Genomic DNA, 19,484 nt, shown 5'->3' with positions numbered 1-19,484 from the left:
CCGGCGGCGCAGAACGTACGGACGGCTGCGTCGGGGGTCAATTGCGATTATCGAACTTCGGTTCGATAATCGACCGCCTGCTGCGACCGCGACTCCACACAGGACAACAACAATGACCGAAGAAACGCGTGCTCCCCTGACCCCCCTGGCGCCGCCCATCGTCGCCTCGCCGGCCAAGCGCATCGAGGCCTTCACCGGGGACCCCAACTTCATGACCTCCCTGGCGCGTGGCCTGGCGGTGATCCACGCCTTCCAGGAGCGCAAGCGCCACCTGACCATCGCCCAGATCAGCCACCGCACCGAGATTCCCCGCGCCGCCGTGCGCCGGTGCCTGCACACGCTGATGAAGCTGGGCTACGTCACCACCGACGGGCGCACCTATTCGCTGCTGCCCAAGGTGCTGACCCTGGGCCACGCCTACCTGTCCTCGACGCCCTTGGCGGTGACGGCCCAGCCGATCCTCGACCGCCTCAGCGAGCAGCTGCACGAGGCCTGCTCCATGGCCACCCTGGAGGGCGACGAGATCCTCTACATCGCCCGTTCCGCCACGCCCCAGCGGCTCATCTCGGTGGATCTCAGCGTCGGCAGCCGCCTGCCGGCCTACTGCACCTCCATGGGCCGCATCCTGCTGGCCGCCCTGGACGACGCGGCCCTGGATGACTACCTGGAGCACGCCGACCTGCAGGTGAAGACCAGTCGCACCGTCTGCACCCCCGACGGCCTGCGCGCCAGCGTCGAGGAGATCCGCCGCCAGGGCTGGGTGATCATCGACCAGGAGCTGGAAATGGGCCTGCGCTCCGTCGCGGTGCCGCTGAAGGACTCCGCCGGCCAGGTGCTGGCCGCGCTGAACGTGGGCACCCACGCCGGCCGGGTGTCCCGCCAGGAGCTGGAGAACCGCTTCCTGCCGGTGCTGCTGGAAGCCAGCAAGGAACTCAGTACCCGCCTGTTCCACTGAGGTGACGCTGCGCGGCCGGGAAGGCCGCGCCCACCCGGCTGAACCTGTTCGACTATCGAACGCTTTGCCGATTATCGAATTGAACCCCCGGGGCGCTCTCCGTAACGTCTGCACAGCCCGCCGCCTGGCGGTCGGGCCCATAAGAACAATGAGAGACCGTTCCTGCCGCCACCGAGCGGCCGTGCACGCCCTCATTCCTGTCCAGTCCGAGCCGGTCCCGGTCGTCACCTTGCAAGAGGTCGCGGGTGCCAGGCCCCAGCAGGAATCCTTGCATGACTAGCCAAGCCCACGTGCCCGTTGCGGGCACCCTCGATGTCCAGCGCTTCATCAATGCCCAGCCGTTGTCCGCCTACCAGTGGCGCGTCGTCCTGCTGTGCTTCCTCATCGTCTTCCTCGACGGCCTCGACACCGCCGCCATGGGCTTCATCGCCCCGGCCCTGACCCAGGAATGGGGCATCGACCGCGCCAGCCTGGGCCCGGTGATGAGCGCCGCGCTGATCGGCATGGTCTTCGGCGCCCTCGGCTCCGGCCCGCTGGCCGACCGCTTCGGGCGCAAGCTGGTGCTGGTGGGGGCGGTGTTCCTGTTCGGGCTGTTCAGCCTGTTCTCCGCCTTCAGCGCCAACGTCGACCAGCTGCTGGTGCTGCGCTTTCTCACCGGCCTGGGGCTGGGGGCGGCTATGCCCAACGCCACCACGCTGCTCTCCGAGTACACCCCCGAGCGCCTCAAGTCGCTGCTGGTGACCAGCATGTTCTGCGGCTTCAACCTGGGCATGGCCGGTGGTGGCTTCGTCTCCGCCAAGCTGATCCCGGCGTTCGGCTGGCACAGCCTGCTGCTGATCGGCGGCCTGTTGCCGCTGCTGCTGACCCTGGTGCTGCTGCTGTGGCTGCCCGAGTCGGCGCGCTACCTGGTGGTGCGCAACAAGGGCGATGAACGCGTTCGCCGCGTGCTGGCGCCCATCGCCCCGAGCGAAGTGGCCGTGGCCAGCGGCTTCAGCGTGCCGGAGCAGCAGACGGTGCAGAGCCGCAACGTGTTCCGGGTGATCTTCTCCGGCACCTACAGCGCCGGCACCCTGCTGCTGTGGCTGACCTACTTCATGGGGCTGGTGATCGTCTACCTGCTCACCAGCTGGCTGCCGACCCTGCTGCGCGACAGCGGCGCGAGCCTGGAGCAGGCCGCCTCCATCGGTGCGCTGTTCCAGCTGGGCGGGGTGCTCAGTGCGGTGGGCGTGGGTTGGGCGATGGACCGTTTCGACCCGCACCGGGTGATCGGCGTGTTCTACCTGCTGGCCGGGGTCTTCGCCTGGCTCGTCGGCCAGAGCCTGGGCCAGATGACCCTGCTGGCCACCCTGGTGCTGGTGGCGGGCATGTGCATCAACGGCGCGCAGTCGGCCATGCCGTCCCTCGCGGCACGCTTCTACCCGACCCAGGGCCGCGCCACCGGCGTGTCCTGGATGCTCGGCATCGGCCGCTTCGGTGCCATCCTCGGTGCCTGGATCGGCGCCACCCTGCTGGGCCTGGGCTGGAACTTCGAGCAGGTGCTCACCGCCCTGGTACTGCCGGCCGCCCTGGCCACCGCCGCCGTGCTGGTGAAGGGCCTGGTCAGCCACGCCGACGCCACCTGAGGCGCCGGCACTGTTTCACCGCGCGGGGCACCGGACGCAGGTGCCCCGCAGGTCGTTGAAGAGGCGCCTGGAAGGCGCCCAGGCATTTTCCAGCGACCTGCTAGTATCCCGCGGCACGATCGCAGGCGCTTGCCAGTCGGCATGACGCCTGCGGCATACAACAACGACAAGAGTGCCTGTCTGATGAAGAGTCGTCTGCTGAGTCAACGCAGTGGGGTCTTCGAGCGTGCCGACCCCTATGCCGTGTCCGGATACGTGAACCAGCACGTCGGTTCGCATTGCATCCGCCTGCCCACCACCGGCCATCCCCAGGCCAGCCTCATGCACCGCAAGTTCGCCAGCCTCGACCTCTGCCGCATCAGCTACGGCGGCAGCGTGCGGGTCACCTCGCCGGCGCTGGAAACCATCTACCACCTGCAGGTGCTGCTGCAGGGGCACTGCCTGTCCCGGGGCGGCGAGCGCGAGCACTACCTGGCGCCGGGGGAGCTGCTGCTGATCAACCCCGATGACCCGGTGGACCTGACCTACTCGGATGATTGCGAGAAGTTCATCCTCAAGCTGCCCCGTGACCTGCTGGAGTCCATCTGCGACGAGCAGCGCTGGCGCCGCCCGGACAGCGGCGTGCGCTTCCTGAAGCAGCACTACCGGGCGGAGGAGCTGGACGGCTTCGTCAACCTGCTTGCCCTGGTCTGCGAGGAGGCGGAAAGCGACGACGGCCTGCCGAGGGTGCAGGACCACTTCACCCAGATCGTCGCCAGCAAGATGCTCTCGCTGATGCAGACCAACGTCAGCCGCCAGCGCCTGTGCGCCCAGACCGCGTCCTTCGAGCGCATCCTCGAACACATCGACCAGCACCTGAAGCAGGACATCGACATCGCCTCCCTGGCCCGGCAGGCCAGCATGAGCCCCCGCACGCTCTATGGCCTGTTCGAGCGCCACCTGGGCGTCACGCCCTTCAACTACATCCGCCAGAAGAAGCTGGAGCGCATTCGCGCCAGCCTGGCCGACCCCAGTTGCGCCGTGCGCAGCGTCACCGAGCTGGCGCTGGACTACGGGTTCCTCCACCTGGGGCGCTTTGCCGAGACCTACAGGGCGCTGTTCGGCGAACTGCCTTCGGACACCCTCAAGCGCCGCACGCGCTGACCGGGACCCCGCCGCGACGCCCGGAATGCGTCGCGGCGGGGTTCTGCCTGCACGCCTTCCGCGCACCTCGCCAGTGGCTGGGGCTGGCCGCATCACGCCGTACGCCGGCCCCTGCAGGAAACGGATAGCGGTCTGCAGGAAGCGGATAGAGCGCCCCCCACCCGATCCCTAACCTGACCTGGCCTGAACCCTAACAATGGAGGCCCCGGCCATGTCCCTGGGATTCGATTTCCTTGATGCCCTGCTTGAAGAAGACGAGGCGAGGGGCGTCTACCGCTGCAAGCGGGAGATGTTCACCGATCCGCGCCTGTTCGAACTGGAGATGAAGCACATCTTCGAAGGCAACTGGATCTACCTGGCCCACGAGAGCCAGATCCCCAACGTCAACGACTACCTGACCCTCACCATGGGGCGACAGCCGGTCTTCATCACACGCAACAAGGACGGCCAACTCAACGCCTTCCTCAACGCCTGCAGCCACCGGGGCGCCATGCTCTGCCGGCACAAGCGCGGCAACCGCTCCAGCTACACCTGCCCGTTCCACGGCTGGACCTTCAACAACAGCGGCAAGCTGCTCAAGGTCAAGGACCCGGCCGAGGCGGGCTACCCGCAGGGCTTCAACTGCGAGGGTTCCCACGACCTGACCCGGGTCGCGCGCTTCGAGTCCTACCGTGGCTTCCTGTTCGGCAGCCTGAACCCCGACGTGAAGCCCCTGGTGGAGCACCTGGGCGAGTCGGCGAAGATCATCGACATGATCGTCGACCAGTCCCCCGAGGGCCTGGAAGTGCTGCGCGGCGCCAGCAGCTACCTCTACGAGGGCAACTGGAAACTGACCGCCGAGAACGGCGCCGACGGCTATCACGTCAGCTCCGTGCACTGGAACTACGCCGCCACCCAGAACCAGCGCAAGCAGCGCGAGGCCGGGGAACAGGTCAAGACCATGAGCGCCAGCGGCTGGGCCAAGAGCGGGGGCGGCTTCTACTCCTTCGAGCACGGCCACCTGCTGCTCTGGACCCGCTGGGCCAACCCCGAGGACCGCCCGCTGTACGAGCGCCGCGATGCGCTGGCCCGCGACTTCGGCCAGGCCCGCGCCGACTGGATGATCCAGAACTCGCGCAACCTCTGCCTGTACCCGAACGTCTACCTGATGGACCAGTTCAGCTCGCAGATCCGCATCGCCCGGCCCATCTCGGTGAACCAGACCGAAATCACCATCTACTGCATCGCTCCCAAGGGCGAGAGCGCCGAGGCGCGCGCCCGACGCATCCGCCAGTACGAGGACTTCTTCAACGTCAGCGGCATGGCCACGCCCGACGACCTGGAGGAGTTCCGCTCCTGCCAGCAGGGTTACGGCGCCGGCCGGGGCTGGAACGACATGTCCCGGGGGGCCGCCCACTGGGTGACGGGGGCGGACGAGGCGGCCCGGGAGATCGACCTGAGGCCGGAACTGTCCGGCGTGCGCACCGAGGACGAGGGCCTGTTCGTCCTGCAGCACCGCTACTGGCAGCAGGCCCTGCGCAAGGCCCTGGAGACGGAGCAGCAGATGATTGCCGTGGAGAACCTGCAATGAGCGCCCTCTATGCGACCGTTCGCGACTTCCTCTACCGGGAGGCCCGCTACCTGGACGACAAGGAGTGGGATAACTGGCTGGAGCTGTATGCCGCCGACGCCACCTTCTGGATGCCGTCCTGGGACGATGACGATGCGTTGACCACCGACCCGCAGGCCGAGATCTCGCTGATCTGGTACGGCAACCGCGGCGGCCTGGAGGACCGCGTGTTCCGCATCCGCACCGAGCGCTCCAGCGCCACCACGCCGGACACCCGGACCTCCCACAACATCAGCAACATCGAGATCCTCGACGCGGCCGACGACCAGTGCCGGGTGCGCTTCAACTGGCACACCCTGAGCGTTCGCTACAAGACCGTGGACAGCTACTTCGGCACCAGCTTCTACACGCTGGACCTGCGTGCCGGGCAGCCGCTGATCAAGGCGAAGAAGGTGGTCCTGAAGAACGACTACGTGCGCCAGGTCATCGACATCTACCACATCTGAACCCACGGCCAGCGGAGACCTCCCATGACCCACCGGATCGCACTGACCTTCGAAGACGGCGTCACCCGCTTCATCGACGCCGCGCCCAGCGAAACCGTGGCCGATGCCGCCTACCGCCAGGGCATCAACATTCCCCTGGATTGCCGCGACGGTGCCTGCGGCACCTGCAAGTGCTTCGCCGAAGCCGGCCGCTACGACCTGGGGCAGGACTACATCGAGGACGCCCTGAGCGAAGACGAGGCGGCCCAGGGCTACGTGCTCACCTGCCAGATGCGCGCCCGGAGCGATTGCGTGGTACGCGTACCGGCTGCCTCCCAGCTCTGCAAGACCCAGCAGGCCACCTACGAGGCGGCCATCAGCGACATCCGCCAGCTCTCCGACAGCACCATCGCGCTGTCCATCAAGGGCGAGTCGCTGGCGCAGCTGGCCTTCCTGCCAGGGCAGTACGTCAACCTCCAGGTGCCGGGCAGCGACCAGACCCGTGCCTACTCCTTCAGCTCCCTGCAGAAGGACGGGGAGGTCAGCTTCCTCATCCGCAACGTCCCGGGCGGGCTGATGAGCCGCTTCCTCACCGGCCTGGCCAAGGCCGGCGACAGCCTGCGGCTGGCCGGCCCGCTGGGCAGCTTCTACCTGCGCGACATCCGCCGCCCCTTGCTGCTGCTGGCCGGCGGCACCGGGCTCGCGCCCTTCACCGCGATGCTGGAGAAGATCGCCGCCGAGGGCAGCGCCTACCCGCTGCACCTGGTCTACGGCGTCACCCATGACCAGGACCTGGTGGAGCTGGACAAGCTGGAAGCCTTCGCCACGCGCATCCCCAGGTTCACCTTCAGCGCCTGCGTCGCCAGCCCCGACAGCGGCTACCCGCGCAAGGGCTACGTCACCCAGCACATCGAACCCGGGCACCTCAACGAGGGCGACGTGGACATCTACCTGTGCGGGCCGCCGCCGATGGTGGAGGCGGTCAGCCAGTATATCCGCGAGCAGGGCATCACCCCGGCGAACTTCTACTACGAGAAGTTCGCCGCCAGCGCGGCCTGATCCCACGGGATTCACGGCAGGCATGAGCGCTGCTGCGCGGTATCGCTCGTGAAGAGAACTCGCGCCTGCGAACGAACAGCCAACTGAAGGGGCATTGCCATGAAGCAGAGATTCCAGGACAAGGTCGCGCTGGTAACCGGCGCGGCACAGGGTATCGGCCGGCGTGTGGCCGAGCGCTTGGCCGAGGAGGGCGCCCGCGTCGTCGCGGTGGATCGCTCCGAGCTGGTCCACGAACTGCAGGGCGCACTGACCCTAACCGCCGACCTCGAGCGCTTCGAGGACTGCCACCGCGTGGCGGTCGCTGCCGTTGAGCGCTTCGGCCGTCTCGACATCCTCGTTAACAACGTCGGCGGCACCATCTGGGCCAAGCCCTACGAGCACTACCAGGCACAGGAGATCGAGGCAGAGGTGCGCCGCTCGCTGTTCCCCACCCTGTGGTGCTGCCATGCGGTGCTGCCGTACATGCTGGAGCAGGGGGCGGGGGCCATCGTCAACGTCTCCTCCATTGCCACCCGCGGCATCAACCGCGTCCCCTACGGCGCCGCCAAGGGCGGTGTCAATGCACTCACCGCGTGCCTGGCCTTCGAGACCGCCGGACGCGGCATTCGCGTCAACGCCACCGCCCCCGGCGGCACCGAGGCGCCGCCCCGGCGTATCCCGCGCAACAGCGCCGAGCAGAGCGAACAGGAGAAGGCCTGGTACCAGCAGATCGTCGACCAGACCCTCGAAAGCAGCCTGATGAGGCGCTACGGCACCCTCGACGAGCAGGTCGGGGCGATCCTGTTCCTGGCCTCCGACGAGGCCTCCTACATCACCGGCACCACCCTGCCGGTGGGCGGAGGTGACCTGGGCTGAGCAGCCCCAGCCTGAACAACCCGGCCGGGTGACGCCCTGCGCCTGGCCGCGCAGTCCCTGCACGATAAAAACAACAAGAGACCCTTGCCATGCGAAACATCGACGTTCACTCCGTGATCGACCACGCGCGCTTCAGCCCCTTCCACTGGAGGGTGATGAGCTGGTGCGCGCTGCTGCTGATCTTCGACGGCTACGACCTGTTCATCTACGGCGTGGTCCTGCCGGTGCTCATGAAGGAATGGAACCTGACGCCGCTGGAGGCCGGCGCCCTTGGCAGCTACGCCCTGTTCGGCATGATGTTCGGCGCTCTGGTGTTCGGCTCCCTGGCCGACCGGATCGGCCGCAAGAAGGGCATCGCCCTCTGCTTCGTGCTGTTCTCCAGCTTCACTGTGCTCAATGGCCTGGCCGATACGCCCACCGAATTCGGCCTGTGCCGTTTCGTTGCCGGCCTCGGCATCGGCGGCCTGATGCCCAACGTGGTGGCGCTGATGAACGAGTACGCCCCCAAGCGCCTGCGCAGCACCCTGGTGGCGGTGATGTTCAGCGGCTACTCCCTGGGGGGCATGCTCTCGGCCGGTGTCGGCATCTACATGCTGCCGCGCTTCGGCTGGGAGGCGATGTTCTTCGCAGCACTGCTGCCCCTGTTGCTGTTGCCGCTGATCCTCTGGTACCTGCCGGAATCCGTCGGCTTCCTCCTGCGCCAGGGGCGGGTCGACAAGGCCCGCGCCATCCTCCAGCGCATCGACCCCCAGGCCGGCATCGGTGAGCACGACACCCTGGTGCTCAACGACGAGAAGGCCCAGGGCACCCCGGTGCTGGAGCTGTTCCGCGAGGGACGTGGCCTGCGCACCTTGATGATCTGGGTGGCGTTCTTCTGCTGCCTGCTGATGGTCTACGCCCTCAGCTCCTGGCTGCCGAAGCTGATGGCCAACGCCGGCTACAGTCTGGGCTCAAGCCTGTCCTTCCTGCTGGCCCTGAACTTCGGCGGCATGTTCGGCGCCATTGCCGGCGGCTGGCTGGGGGATCGCTACAACCTGCCCAAGGTGGTGGTGGCCTTCTTTGTGGTGGCGGCGCTGTCCATCAGCCTGTTGGGCTTCAAGAGCCCGACCCCGGTGCTCTACCTGCTGATCGGCATCGCCGGGGCTACCACCATCGGCACCCAGATCCTGTTGTATGCGACGGCGGCCCAGTTCTACGGCCTGGCGTTCCGCTCCACGGGGCTCGGCTGGGCCTCGGGCATCGGCCGCAACGGCGCCATCGTCGGGCCGCTGCTGGGTGGGGCGCTGTTGGGCATCAACCTGCCGCTGCCATTGAACTTCATGGCGTTCGCCATTCCCGGTGCCATTGCCGCACTGGCCATGTGCTTCGTCCAGCCGCGCCAGCCCAAGGCGGCGCCCCTGGCACCGGCAGCCTGACGCGCCCGGTCGATCGGCAACGGAAGCGGAGGCACCATGTCCAGCCTGTTCAAGGATTGCTCCCTGTCCGCCGTGGTGGCGGGCTTCATCGCCACCCTGATCTCCTACGCAGGCCCGCTGGTGATCGTGTTCCAGGCGGCGGAAAGCGGCGGCCTACCGGCAGAGCTGCTGTCCTCCTGGGTATGGGCCATCTCCATCGGCAGCGGGGTGCTGGGCATCGTGCTCAGCCTGCGCTACCGGGTGCCGGTGATCATCGCCTGGTCGGCGCCGGGCTCGGCACTGCTGGTGACCATGCTGCCCGGCGTGGGCGCCGCCGAGGCGGTGGGGGCCTATGTGATGGCCAATGCGCTGATCCTGGCGGTGGGCCTCTCCGGCGCCTTCGACCGCATCGTCGGCAAGCTGCCGGCGGCCATTTCGGCAGCCATGCTGGCAGGCATCCTGTTCAGCTTCGGCACCCGCCTGTTCACCGCGCTGGACGACCAGCCGGCGATGGTCATGGCGATGTTCATCACCTACCTGGTGGTCCGTCGCCTGTCGCCGCGCTACGCGGTGATGGCCGTGCTGCTGGTGGGCTGCCTCTTCGCCGCCGGCAGCGGCCAGCTGCAGGCCTCGGCCCTGGTGATCGGCTTCGCCACCCCGGAGTGGGTGACGCCGGCCTTCAGCTGGCACGGCCTGTTCAACATCGCGCTGCCCCTGGTGATGGTGGCCCTGACCGGGCAGTTCGTGCCTGGCGTGGCGGTGCTGCGCAACGCCGGCTACCCCACCCCGGCCAGCCCGCTCATCACCGCCAGTGGCCTGGGCAGCCTGCTGCTGGCGCCGTTCGGTTGCCACGGGCTGACCCTGGCAGCGATCACCGCCGCCATCTGCACCAGCCACGAGGCCCATGAAGACCCGGCACGGCGCTACGTGTCCGGTGTGGTTGGCGGGGTGTTCTACCTGCTGCTGGGCGTCTTCGGTGCCACCCTGGTGTCGGTCTTCAGCGCCTTGCCCAAGGAGCTGATCGCGGCCCTGGCGGGCCTGGCGCTGTTCGGTGCCATCGCCACGTCCCTGGCGGGCTCCATGGCAGTGCCGGAGGACCGCGAGGCGGCGCTGATCACCTTCCTGGTGACGGCTTCGGGCATGTCCTTCCTGGGGCTGTCGGCGGCATTCTGGGGGCTGATCTTCGGCATCGTCGCCCACCTGCTGCTGACGGCCCGCCGAGGCTCCCGAACGGCGCGGGATGCGATTCCCGAGCCCAACCCCTGATCCACCCGACACGGATGCCGCCGTGTCGCCCAACGTCCCTTGCCTGCGTTGCGCCCCCGGAAACGGGGTGCGCCGTGGCGTCCTGTCCAATAACAACAAGAGCGACGACATGAATCATCCATCGAGCACGCTGTACGTTCTGCTGGCCGCCGGTCTGGGTGCCAGCCTGGCCCAAGCGGAACCGGGATTCCTTGAGGATTCCAGCGCTACCCTGCAGGCCCGGACCTATTACTTCAGCCGTGATTTCTCCGGTATCCGGGGGCCGGAACAGTCCAAGGCGGAGGAGTGGGCCCAAGGCTTCATCCTTGCCTTCAGGTCCGGCTTCACGCCGGGGCTGGTCGGCTTCGGCCTGGATGCTGTCGGTACCCTCGGCATCAAGCTCGACAGCAGCCCCAGCCGGGTCAATACCGGCCTGCTGCCGGTGCACGAGGATGGTCGCGCTGCAGATGACTACAGCCGTCTGGGCGTGGCAGCGAAGATGCGCCTGTCCAGAACCGAGCTGAAGGTGGGTGAGTTGCAACCCAACCTGCCGGTGCTGGTATTCAGCGACATCCGCCTGCTGCCGCCCAGCTACCAGGGTGCGAGCCTGACCTCGACCGAGATCGACGGCCTCACCCTGCAAGGCGGCCGCCTGACCGGCACCCACCTGCGTAACGAGGCCGGCGACGACAAGTTGCAGGCGATGTTGGGCCACAAGCCCCAGCGGCAGGCCCGCAGCGACGCGTTCAACTATGCCGGCGCCGACTATGCCTTCAATGGCAAGCAGACCACCGCCAGCCTCTGGTACGCCCAGTTGGAAGACCTCTACCGGCAGCATTTCCTGGGGCTGAAGCACAGCGAGCCCATGGGCGACTGGGTGTTGGGGGCGAACCTCGGTTACTTCGGCGCCACCGAGGACGGTAAGCGGCTGATCGGTGCGCTCGACAACCGGGCATTCTTCTCGCTGCTTTCGGCCAGGCAGGGTGGGCACACCCTCTATGTCGGCTACCAGGCGATGTACGGCGACAGCCCGTTTCCGCGCGTGTTTGCCAACGTCAGCCCGCTGGGCAACGAGGTGCCCACCTACGAGTTCGCCTACACCGATGAGCGTTCGTGGCAATTGCGCTACGACTACGATTTCGCTGCCCTGGGCGTCCCCGGCCTGGTGGCCAGCGCCCGCTATATCAGCGGTCGCAACGTCGATACGGGGCAGGGCTACGAGGGCAAGGACCGGGAGCGGGACCTGGACCTGGGCTACGTCGTGCAGGGCGGGGTGCTCAAGGGACTGGGCGTGCGGGTGCGCAATGTGATGGCGCGTTCCAACTACCGCACCGACATCGACGAGAACCGGTTGGTGCTTTCCTACACCTGGACGCTGTTCTGATCATCTCAGCCCTCGGGCGGCTGCCAGCCGCCGCCGAGGGCCTTGTAGAGGCTGACGCTGGCCTGCAGTTGCGCGAGGCGCACCTGAATGGCGGCGTCTTCGGCCTGGAACAGGCTGCGTTGGGTCTCCAGCACCGTCAGCCAGGTCTCCGCTCCCGCCCGGTAGCGGCGTTCGGCCAGTTCGAACGCCTGCCGGGCGCGGTCGCGCTCTTCGGCTTGCCAGCGTTGCTGGTGGGCGCTGCCCTCCAGGGCCAGCAGGGCGCGTTCGACGTCGGCGAAGGCGTTGACGATGGCGCCCCGGTAGGTGGCCAGCAGCTCCGCCTGGCGCGCCTGGCGTTGCTGGTGCACGGCGTCCAGGCGACCGGCGTTGAAGATCGGCGCGCTGAGGGCCACGCCCAGGTTGGTGTAGGGGTTGCGCAGCAGGTCGGGGAACTGGTCGGCACCGCTGCCGAGGGCGGCGGTGAGGCTGAGGCTCGGCAGCAGGGCGGCGCGGGCCACGGTGATATCGGCCTCGGCGGCGGCCAGGCGGGCTTCGGCGGCGGCGATGTCGGGGCGCCGGGCCAGCAGCGCGCTGGGCAGGCCGGGGTCGAGGGTTGGGTTGGCGAGGCGTTCGAAGCCCTGGTCGCTGACCTGCAACTGCTGCACGGGCTGGCCGAGCAGGGCGGCGAGGGCGACCCGGGCCTCCTGCTGCTGTTGCCGGAGGCGTGCGTGCTCGCGTTCGCGGGCGGCCAGCAGGCCCTGCTGTTGGGCCAGCTCCACGGTGCCGGCAGCACCGGCGGCATGCCGGGTCTGCACCAGCGCCAGGACCTGGCGGGCGTTGTCGCGGTTCTGCCGGGCGATCCGCTGCTGCTCCGCCAGGGCCTGGAGCGTGAGGTAGGCGCTGGCCACGGCGCTTTCCAGGGTCAGCTCCAGGGCGGCCTGGTCGAAGCGGCTGGCGGCGTAGCCCTGTTCGGCGCTGGCCAGGGCGGCGGCCTTGCCGCCCCACAGGTCGAGTTCGTAGCTGGTGTTCAGCAGGCCGCCGAAGCTGTGGTAGCGCGGCTGCTCGCGGCTGGCATCCAACTGGCTGTAACCCGGGCCGCGCAGCAGGCGTTGCTGGTTGGCGCTGAGGTCCGCCTTGAGTTCAGGCAACAGCGGTGCGCGGGCCTGGGTGACGGCGGCCCGGGCCTGGCGCAGGCGGGCGCGGCCGGCGGCCAGGTCGTGGCTGTCGGCGCGCGCCGTCTGGACCAGGCGCTCCAGGGCCGGGTCGTTGAAGTGACGCCACCAGTCGCGGGCGCTGACGGCCGCATCCGGGACGGCTGCCTGCCACCGGGGCGGCGGAGTGAGGGCGGCGGGTTCGACCGGCGCCTGGCGGGTGCAGGCGGCCAGGGTCAGGCACAGCAGGGCGAGGAGGGGCTTGGCGTCGGTCATGGTTGGGTGAGTGCGGTTACCGGGTCGAGGCGCGCGGCCTTGCGGGCCGGCATGTAGCCGAACAGGACGCCGGTGGCCAGGGCGCAGCCGAAGGCGCCGAGGGCGGCGAGCAGGGAGAAGCCCAGGGCCACGTCGGTGAGCAGCAGCAGGCCGCCCACCAGGCCGGCCAGCAGCAGGCCGAGCCCGCCGCCGGTGATGGAGAGCAGCGAGGCCTCGGTGAGGAACTGGCGGAGGATGTCGCGCTGGCGGGCGCCGGTGGCGATGCGGATGCCGATCTCGCGGGTGCGTTCGCGCACGGTCATGAGCATCACGTTCATCACGCCGATGCCACCCACCAGCAGGGAGATGGCGGCGATGGCGGCGAGCATCAGCGAGAGGCTGTTGCGGGTGCTGGCCTCGGCCTGGATCAGGGCGGCGTTGTTGGTCAGCTCGAAGTCCCGTACGCCCCGGTGCAGGCGCAGCAGCAAGCGGTCCAGCGCCGCTTCGGTGGCCTGCACCCGGCTGGCGTCGGCAGCGGCGACCACGACGAACGCCGGGTCGGGCTTGCCGAACAGGCGGATGCTGGCGGCGGAGTAGGGCACCACCACCTGGTTGTCGGCGTCTTCGTCGCCGGAGCTGGCGCCCTTGGCCACCAGGGTGCCGATGACGCGGAACGGCACCTGGCCGATGAGCAGGTCACGGCCCACCGGGTCGAGGCCGGGGAACAGGGTGTCGCGCACCTTCTGCCCGATCACCGCCACCGGCGCCGCTTCGGCTTCCTCCCGGGCGTCGAAGTAGCGCCCGCTGGCCACCGGCCAGTTGAGTATCTCGGGGAAGTCCACGCCGTTGCCGCGCACGTAGGGGGTGATGTCGCGGTTGCCGTAGCGCACCAGCAGTTCGCCGCCGATCACCGGCATGATCCGCCGCACCTGGGGCAGAGTGGACAGCGCGGCGATGTCGTCGAGGGTGATGATCCCCTCCGGCAGCCGAGGCGCTGGGGGGTAGCCGGAGAGGTAGATGATGTTGGAACCGAAGGCGCCCATCTGCGCCATGACCTGGCGCTTGCTGCCCTCGCCGATGGCCAGCATGACCACCACCGAGGCGACGCCGATGACGATGCCGAGCAGGGTCAGTACGGTGCGGAAGCGGTTGACGCCCATCATCCGCCAGGCGGCGCGCAGGGCATCGAGCAATTCGCCGGCCCAGGCGCCGGCCGGGGCGAGACTGGGTTGCTCCAGGCGTTCGCGCAGCTGGCTGGCGGGCCGTGCCCGGGGGCTGATGGCGGGGGCGGTGCCGCTGTCGCTGAGGATCTGCCCGTCGCGCACTTCGATCACCCGGCGGGCCCGTGCCGCCACCTGGCGGTCATGGGTGATGAGCAGCAGGGTGTGGCCTTCGGCGGACAGGGCGTCGAGCAGGTGCATGACGTCTTCGCCGCTCTGGCTGTCCAGTGCGCCGGTGGGTTCGTCGGCAAGGATCACGTGGCCGCCGTTCATCAGCGCACGGGCGATCGAGACCCGCTGCTGCTGGCCCCCGGAGAGCTGGTGCGGGCGGTTGTCGCTGCGGCTGCCCAGGCCCAGGCGCTGCAGCAGGTCACGGGCGCGGGCGGCGCGTTGCGGGGCGGGGGTGCCGGCGTAGAGGGCGGGCACTTCGACGTTCTCGCGGGCGGAGGCGGCGGGGATCAGGTGGTAGCCCTGGAAGACGAAGCCGAAGGCTTCGCGGCGCAGCCAGGCCAGGGCGTCGGCGTCGAGCTGCGCCACGTCGCGCCCGGCGAAGCGGTAGTGCCCGTCACTGGGGCGGTCCAGGCAGCCGAGGATGTTCATCAGGGTGGATTTGCCGGAGCCGGAGGCGCCGACGATGGCTACGTATTCGCCGGCCTGGATGCGCAGGGAGACGCCGCGCAGCACCTCCACTTCGGGGGCGCCGTTGCCGCCGTAGCGCTTGCGGACGTCCTGCAGTTCCAGCAGGGGCGGTTCGCCGTTCATCCTTCGTGGGCCTCGTCGCCTACCAGCAGCCGCTCGCCTTCGGCCAGGCCGGTGAGCACCTGGACGCGCATGCGGTCCCGCAGGCCGATGCGCAGCTGGCGTTCCTCGACGGCGCCGCGCTCGTTCACCACCCGCACACGGTCGCCGTCGCGCAGGGCCGCCAGGGGGATGGTCAGGGCGTTGCGGGCATGGCCTTCGACGAACTGCACCTGGGCGGTCATGTCGGTCATCAGGGCGCCGTCGGGGTTGTCCACGTCCAGCAGTACGGTGTAGAGCACCACGCGGCCGCCACCGGCGGTGGGGCTGCCGCCGCCCTGGCTGAGCTGCTCCAGGGGCCGTGGCGGCAGCGGCAGGATCTGCCGCACCTTCGCGTCCCAGCGCCGTCCGCCGCCGCCCAGGGTGCTGAACCAGGCGGGCATGCCGGCCTGGATGCGGCCGATGTCGGCTTCGGATACCTGGGCCCAGAGGGTCATGGGCGAAAGCTGGGCGATGCGCAGGATGAGCGGGGTCTGCTGCTGGGCATTGAGGGTCTGGCCGACCCGCGCGTCCAGGGCCACCACGGTGCCGGAGAGGGGCGCATAGATGCGCGTGTAGCCCAGCTCAGCTTCGTCGCTGCGCAGGGTGGCGCGGGCCTGGTCGATCTGGGCGCGGATCATGTCGATGCGGGCGCGGGTGGCGCGGACCTGGGCCTGGGCCACCTGCAGGTCTTCTTCACGGCCGGCGCCGCCGGCGAGCAGGGTGCGCTGGCGAGCGTGCTGCTGGTTGGCCAGGTCGTGCTGGGCGCGCTGTTCGGCGAGCTGGGCTTCGAGGGTCTGGATGGAGTAGCGCCCGGCATCCACCTTGGCCTGCTGGGTGGACGGGTCGATCTCCACCAGCAGGTCGCCCTGGCGCACGCTGTCGCCGGGCTCCACGTGGAGCTTGAGGATCTGCCCGGAGGCCTGGGCGCCGACATCGACGTAGTGCCGGGGCTGCAGGGTGCCGAGGGCGCTGACGCTGCTCTCCAGGTCCGCCAGGGTGACGGCGACGCTGTCCGGGTGGGCCGGCCGTGGGGCTTGGGTCCAGGCCACCAGGGCCAGCAGGGGGAGGGCGAGCAGGGGCGCGGCGAGCAGCTGTCGAGGTGTGGGCATGCGGGGCTTCCGGGCTGGCTGACGACCCGCGACCGCCGGTGTGACGACCACGGAGGGCTGCCTGGGAAACGGATGGAGGTCCGGGGGATTTAGTCCGGAGGGATGGCCAGGGGCGCCGGCTCAGCGGGCGTGGATCACCACGCGGCCGTCGTCCTGGGTGGCCAGGCGGATCGGCAGCACCTTGGGCAGCGCCTTGACCAGGTTGCCGATGTCCTGGGTGCTGTAGATGCCGCCGATGCGCTGCTCGCCGACGCTGGCATCGCCGAGCACCAGGGGGTGGTCGAGGTAGCGGTTGATCAGCGGCAGGGCGTCGGCCAGGGGCAGGTCGTCCAGCACCAGCTTGCCGTCGCGCCAGGCCAGAGCCTTGCCGGGGTCTGCCGCGCCGACGCGGGGCTGCAGGTCGCCAGGGCGGAAGGCGGCCTGCATGCCGGGGGAGAGGTTGCTGTCGTTGCCGTGGCGGGCGCTGCGCACTTTGACCGAGCCTTCGGTGACGGTGACCACGACGTTGTCCTGGTAGGTCCAGACGTTGAAGCGGGTGCCGGTGACGGTGATCGAGCCGGCCCCGGCATTCACCACGAAGGGGTGCTGCGGGTCGCGGCTGACGTGGAAGTAGGCTTCGCCACGGGACAGGTCCACCCGGCGCTGGTCGATGAAGCTGGCGTAGCTCAGGCGGCTGCCGAGGTTCAGCTCCACTTCGCTGCCGTCGCCCAGGGTGAAGCGCTGGATGCTCGCATCGGCGCTGTAGCGGTGGTAGCTGTCCGGCACCCAGCCGGCCAGCCAGCCGCTGTAGGCCGCCAGGGGCAGGCCGACCACCGCCAATGCCAGGGCGCGGGCGTGGCGGGCGAGGAAGCCGCGCCGCCGCACGGGTGTGGCCGGGCGCTGCTGCGGGGCCGGGGCGGGCCGGGGTGGCGTCGGGCGTGCAGCCTTGCCGAGAGGTGCGGTGCTGGGCGGCAGGTGGGCGCTGAGCTCCCAGATCTCCAGCATTTCCGCGTATTCCAGGGCGTTGGCCGGGTCGCTGTCGATCCAGGCCTGGAACTCGGCGCGCTCCTCGGCGGTGCAATCCTCGGCGTGCAGTCGCATGCACCAGTGGGCGGCGACTTCGACCAGGGGATCGCTGGGGGCGGGGGAGGTGGCTTTGTTCATCGGGCTTACCGGTTTGACCTGGGTTCCATGGTGATCTGAAGGCGATCCGTCGTTGAGGCTTAAATCTTGATGAGAATTATTATAAATTTAGTTCATTTCAGACTGCCAGCATCGTAGGACGATGGGCGTTGATCTCGCTCAACTGGTGTGGCCGCGTGGAACGCGGCCGGGGGACGCCTTGGAAAACTACTATCGGGAGCTGCTGCGTTTCCTACAGTCCAGGCTCGGAGACCGCCAGGCAGCAGCGGATGTCGCCCATGACGCGTATTTGCGGGTGATGGAGCGTGCGAGTCAAGAGCGCATCGAATCGCCACGGGCCTTTCTCTACCGCACGGCACTCAACCTGGTGGTGGACGAACACCGGCGCAGCGTCATCCGCCGCAACGAGCCGCTGGAGGTGCTGGACGAGGAGGAGCGCTTCCACGCGCCGTCGCCGCAGCGCCTGCTGGCCCGTGATCAGCGCCTGTCGATGCTCGGGCGGGCCCTGGACGAACTGCCCCAGGCCTGCCGCGATGCCTTCCTGCTGCGCAAGCTGGAAGGCCTGTCCCACGGGGAGATCGCCGAGCGCCTGGCGATTTCCCGCAGCCTGGTGGAGAAGCACATCGTCAATGCGATGAAGCACTGCCGGCTGCGCATGCGCGAGTGGGAGGCCGGTTGAGCCGCCGGTAAATTTCCCTGCCCAGTCCTCGTTCCTTGTCAGCAGGCGGCCACCGGGCCGTCCCCCATGACAGCCGCGGTCCGCGACGGCCCGCCAGCAGAGGACACAGGACATGACCCAGCCCCTCAACACCGCCATCCACGACCTGATCGGCATCGGCTTCGGCCCTTCCAACCTGGCCCTGGCCATCGCCCTGCAGGAGCGTGCCGCCAGCGGGCAGGGCGCCCTGGACGCGCTGTACCTCGACAAGCAGGCCGACTACCGCTGGCACGGCAACACCCTGGTGAACCAGAGCGAGCTGCAGATTTCCTTCCTCAAGGACCTGGTGACCCTGCGCAACCCCACCAGCCCGTACTCCTTCGTCAACTACCTGCGCCAGCACGACCGCCTGGTGGACTTCATCAACCTCGGCACCTTCTACCCCTGCCGCATGGAGTACAACGACTACCTGCGCTGGGTCGCCGGCCAGTTCGCCGACCAGTGCCGCTATGGCGAAGAAGTCCAGGCGGTGGAGCCGCTGCTGGAGGGCAACCAGGTGCAGGCGCTGCGGGTGGTCTCCCGCGATGCCAACGGCCAGTCCCAGGTACGCACCACCCGCGCGGTGGTGCTCAGCGCCGGCGGCACCCCGCGCGTGCCCCAGGCCTTCCGCCACCTCAAGGGCGATGCGCGGGTGTTCCACCACGCCCAGTACCTGGAGCGCATCCAGCAGCAGCCGTGCGCCAGCGGCCAGCCGATGCGCATCGCCATCGTCGGCGGCGGGCAGAGCGCTGCGGAGGCTTTCATCGACCTCAACGACAGCTACCCGAACGTGCAGGTGGACGTGATCCTGCGGGGCTCCGCCCTCAAGCCGGCGGATGACAGCCCCTTCGTCAACGAGGTGTTCTCCCCCGAGTTCACCGACCTGATCTTCAGCCAGCCCACCGCCGAGCGTGAGCGGCTGATCCGCGAGTACCACAACACCAACTACTCGGTGGTGGACCTGGACCTGATCGAGCGCATCTACGGCATCTTCTACCGGCAGAAGGTCTCCGGCTCGCGCCGCCATGCCTTCCGCAACCTCAGCGCCGTGGAGCGTGCCACCGCCACCACCGATGGCATCGAACTGGTGCTGCGCCACATCGCCACCGGCGAGCAGAGCAGCCACCGCTACGACGCGGTGGTGCTGGCTACGGGGTACGAACGCCAGGCCCACCGCGAGCTGCTGGAACCCCTGGTGCCCTGGCTGGGCGATTTCGAGGTGGCCCGCGACTACCGCCTGCGCACCGACGACTCCTTCCGCCCCGCGCTGTACATGCAGGGCTTCTGCCAGGCCAGCCACGGCCTCAGCGATACCCTGCTGTCGGTGCTGCCGATCCGTGCCGACGAGATCGCCGCCTCCCTGCACCAGCACCTGGAGCCCGCCGGCGCTGCCGGGCGTACCGCGCCGAGCTACGCGATCGCCGGCTGACCACCCCCGCGCCGGCTTCGTCCGGCGCGTTCACTTTCTCCGCGAGAACCC

The 19,484-nt window shown here is 69.0% G+C and carries 16 protein-coding genes; 12 read left to right on the top strand and 4 right to left on the bottom strand.

Going from position 1 to position 19,484, the window contains the following annotated elements:
* Positions 1-112 precede the first annotated feature (112 nt).
* The 10 genes from SZ55_RS00325 to SZ55_RS00280 all read left to right on the top strand — a co-directional run bounded on the left by SZ55_RS00325 (position 113) and on the right by SZ55_RS00280 (position 11,691).
* Positions 113-955: an IclR family transcriptional regulator domain-containing protein gene (locus SZ55_RS00325; protein WP_044399529.1), complete on the top strand. Its 843-nt coding sequence runs from the start codon at positions 113-115 to the stop codon at positions 953-955.
* 272 nt (positions 956-1,227) lie between these two features.
* Entirely contained in the window at positions 1,228-2,577 is a 1,350-nt protein-coding gene (locus SZ55_RS00320; RefSeq protein ID WP_044399527.1) for an MFS transporter, read from the top strand.
* 180 nt (positions 2,578-2,757) lie between these two features.
* Positions 2,758-3,720, top strand: coding sequence for an AraC family transcriptional regulator (locus SZ55_RS00315; protein WP_044399968.1), 963 nt, complete (start codon positions 2,758-2,760; stop codon positions 3,718-3,720).
* A 211-nt stretch (positions 3,721-3,931) separates the two neighbouring features.
* Positions 3,932-5,290 (top strand): benzoate 1,2-dioxygenase large subunit, encoded by a 1,359-nt coding sequence (gene benA, locus SZ55_RS00310; RefSeq protein ID WP_044399965.1) that lies wholly within the window; start codon positions 3,932-3,934, stop codon positions 5,288-5,290.
* Positions 5,287-5,775: a benzoate 1,2-dioxygenase small subunit gene (gene benB / locus SZ55_RS00305; RefSeq protein WP_044399525.1), complete on the top strand. Its 489-nt coding sequence runs from the start codon at positions 5,287-5,289 to the stop codon at positions 5,773-5,775. Before benA ends, benB begins: the two co-directional genes overlap by 4 nt.
* A gap of 24 nt (positions 5,776-5,799) precedes the next feature.
* Positions 5,800-6,813, top strand: a complete 1,014-nt coding sequence (gene benC, locus SZ55_RS00300; protein WP_044399523.1) for a benzoate 1,2-dioxygenase electron transfer component BenC — start codon at positions 5,800-5,802, stop codon at positions 6,811-6,813.
* A gap of 99 nt (positions 6,814-6,912) precedes the next feature.
* Positions 6,913-7,668: a 1,6-dihydroxycyclohexa-2,4-diene-1-carboxylate dehydrogenase gene (locus SZ55_RS00295; RefSeq protein WP_044399521.1), complete on the top strand. Its 756-nt coding sequence runs from the start codon at positions 6,913-6,915 to the stop codon at positions 7,666-7,668.
* An 89-nt stretch (positions 7,669-7,757) separates the two neighbouring features.
* Positions 7,758-9,083, top strand: a complete 1,326-nt coding sequence (locus tag SZ55_RS00290; RefSeq protein WP_044399518.1) for an MFS transporter — start codon at positions 7,758-7,760, stop codon at positions 9,081-9,083.
* 36 nt (positions 9,084-9,119) lie between these two features.
* Positions 9,120-10,328: a benzoate/H(+) symporter BenE family transporter gene (locus SZ55_RS00285; protein ID WP_044399515.1), complete on the top strand. Its 1,209-nt coding sequence runs from the start codon at positions 9,120-9,122 to the stop codon at positions 10,326-10,328.
* Positions 10,329-10,437: 109 nt separating this feature from the next.
* Positions 10,438-11,691, top strand: a complete 1,254-nt coding sequence (locus SZ55_RS00280) for an OprD family porin (RefSeq protein WP_082078103.1) — start codon at positions 10,438-10,440, stop codon at positions 11,689-11,691.
* 5 nt (positions 11,692-11,696) lie between these two features.
* Here SZ55_RS00280 and SZ55_RS00275 read toward each other — a convergent pair whose 3' ends face one another.
* The 4 genes from SZ55_RS00275 to SZ55_RS00260 all read right to left on the bottom strand — a co-directional run bounded on the left by SZ55_RS00275 (position 11,697) and on the right by SZ55_RS00260 (position 17,328).
* Positions 11,697-13,097 (bottom strand): efflux transporter outer membrane subunit, encoded by a 1,401-nt coding sequence (locus SZ55_RS00275; protein ID WP_044399512.1) that lies wholly within the window; start codon positions 13,095-13,097, stop codon positions 11,697-11,699.
* On the bottom strand, positions 13,094-15,058 hold the full coding sequence (locus SZ55_RS00270) for a MacB family efflux pump subunit (protein WP_044399509.1): 1,965 nt from the start codon (positions 15,056-15,058) through the stop codon (positions 13,094-13,096). The genes SZ55_RS00275 and SZ55_RS00270 overlap by 4 nt, the downstream gene beginning before the upstream one ends.
* Positions 15,055-16,185: an efflux RND transporter periplasmic adaptor subunit gene (locus SZ55_RS00265; RefSeq protein WP_044399507.1), complete on the bottom strand. Its 1,131-nt coding sequence runs from the start codon at positions 16,183-16,185 to the stop codon at positions 15,055-15,057. Before SZ55_RS00265 ends, SZ55_RS00270 begins: the two co-directional genes overlap by 4 nt.
* A gap of 120 nt (positions 16,186-16,305) precedes the next feature.
* Complete coding sequence (locus SZ55_RS00260; protein WP_044399503.1) at positions 16,306-17,328, bottom strand: FecR family protein; 1,023 nt, start codon at positions 17,326-17,328, stop codon at positions 16,306-16,308.
* Positions 17,329-17,506: 178 nt separating this feature from the next.
* Here SZ55_RS00260 and SZ55_RS00255 point away from each other — a divergent pair, with 178 nt between their 5' ends.
* Together SZ55_RS00255 and SZ55_RS00250 are read left to right on the top strand one after the other, a co-directional pair.
* On the top strand, positions 17,507-17,986 hold the full coding sequence (locus SZ55_RS00255; protein WP_044399498.1) for a sigma-70 family RNA polymerase sigma factor: 480 nt from the start codon (positions 17,507-17,509) through the stop codon (positions 17,984-17,986).
* A gap of 112 nt (positions 17,987-18,098) precedes the next feature.
* The gene (locus SZ55_RS00250; protein WP_044399495.1) at positions 18,099-19,433 is read left to right on the top strand and encodes a lysine N(6)-hydroxylase/L-ornithine N(5)-oxygenase family protein; all 1,335 of its coding nucleotides are present in this window, start codon (positions 18,099-18,101) and stop codon (positions 19,431-19,433) included.
* Positions 19,434-19,484: the final 51 nt, after the last annotated feature.

This window comes from Pseudomonas sp. FeS53a, from assembly GCF_000931385.1.
Classification (GTDB): domain Bacteria; phylum Pseudomonadota; class Gammaproteobacteria; order Pseudomonadales; family Pseudomonadaceae; genus Metapseudomonas; species Metapseudomonas otitidis.
The sequence above is the reverse complement of the archived record's forward strand: the minus strand, read 5'-3'. Positions and strand labels throughout refer to the sequence as shown.

Bases quoted from the DNA above. Each gene is read 5' to 3' on its own strand.
- benA (WP_044399965.1), top strand. From the start codon at position 3,932: ATGTCCCTGGGATTCGATTTCCTTGATGCCCTGCTTGAAGAAGACGAG.
- SZ55_RS00265 (WP_044399507.1), bottom strand. From the start codon at position 16,185: ATGCCCACACCTCGACAGCTGCTCGCCGCGCCCCTGCTCGCCCTCCCC.
- SZ55_RS00285 (WP_044399515.1), top strand. From the start codon at position 9,120: ATGTCCAGCCTGTTCAAGGATTGCTCCCTGTCCGCCGTGGTGGCGGGC.
- SZ55_RS00275 (WP_044399512.1), bottom strand. From the start codon at position 13,097: ATGACCGACGCCAAGCCCCTCCTCGCCCTGCTGTGCCTGACCCTGGCC.
- SZ55_RS00260 (WP_044399503.1), bottom strand. From the start codon at position 17,328: ATGAACAAAGCCACCTCCCCCGCCCCCAGCGATCCCCTGGTCGAAGTC.
- SZ55_RS00325 (WP_044399529.1), top strand. From the start codon at position 113: ATGACCGAAGAAACGCGTGCTCCCCTGACCCCCCTGGCGCCGCCCATC.
- SZ55_RS00295 (WP_044399521.1), top strand. From the start codon at position 6,913: ATGAAGCAGAGATTCCAGGACAAGGTCGCGCTGGTAACCGGCGCGGCA.
- SZ55_RS00290 (WP_044399518.1), top strand. From the start codon at position 7,758: ATGCGAAACATCGACGTTCACTCCGTGATCGACCACGCGCGCTTCAGC.
- SZ55_RS00270 (WP_044399509.1), bottom strand. From the start codon at position 15,058: ATGAACGGCGAACCGCCCCTGCTGGAACTGCAGGACGTCCGCAAGCGC.
- SZ55_RS00280 (WP_082078103.1), top strand. From the start codon at position 10,438: ATGAATCATCCATCGAGCACGCTGTACGTTCTGCTGGCCGCCGGTCTG.
- SZ55_RS00250 (WP_044399495.1), top strand. From the start codon at position 18,099: ATGACCCAGCCCCTCAACACCGCCATCCACGACCTGATCGGCATCGGC.
- benB (WP_044399525.1), top strand. From the start codon at position 5,287: ATGAGCGCCCTCTATGCGACCGTTCGCGACTTCCTCTACCGGGAGGCC.
- SZ55_RS00320 (WP_044399527.1), top strand. From the start codon at position 1,228: ATGACTAGCCAAGCCCACGTGCCCGTTGCGGGCACCCTCGATGTCCAG.
- benC (WP_044399523.1), top strand. From the start codon at position 5,800: ATGACCCACCGGATCGCACTGACCTTCGAAGACGGCGTCACCCGCTTC.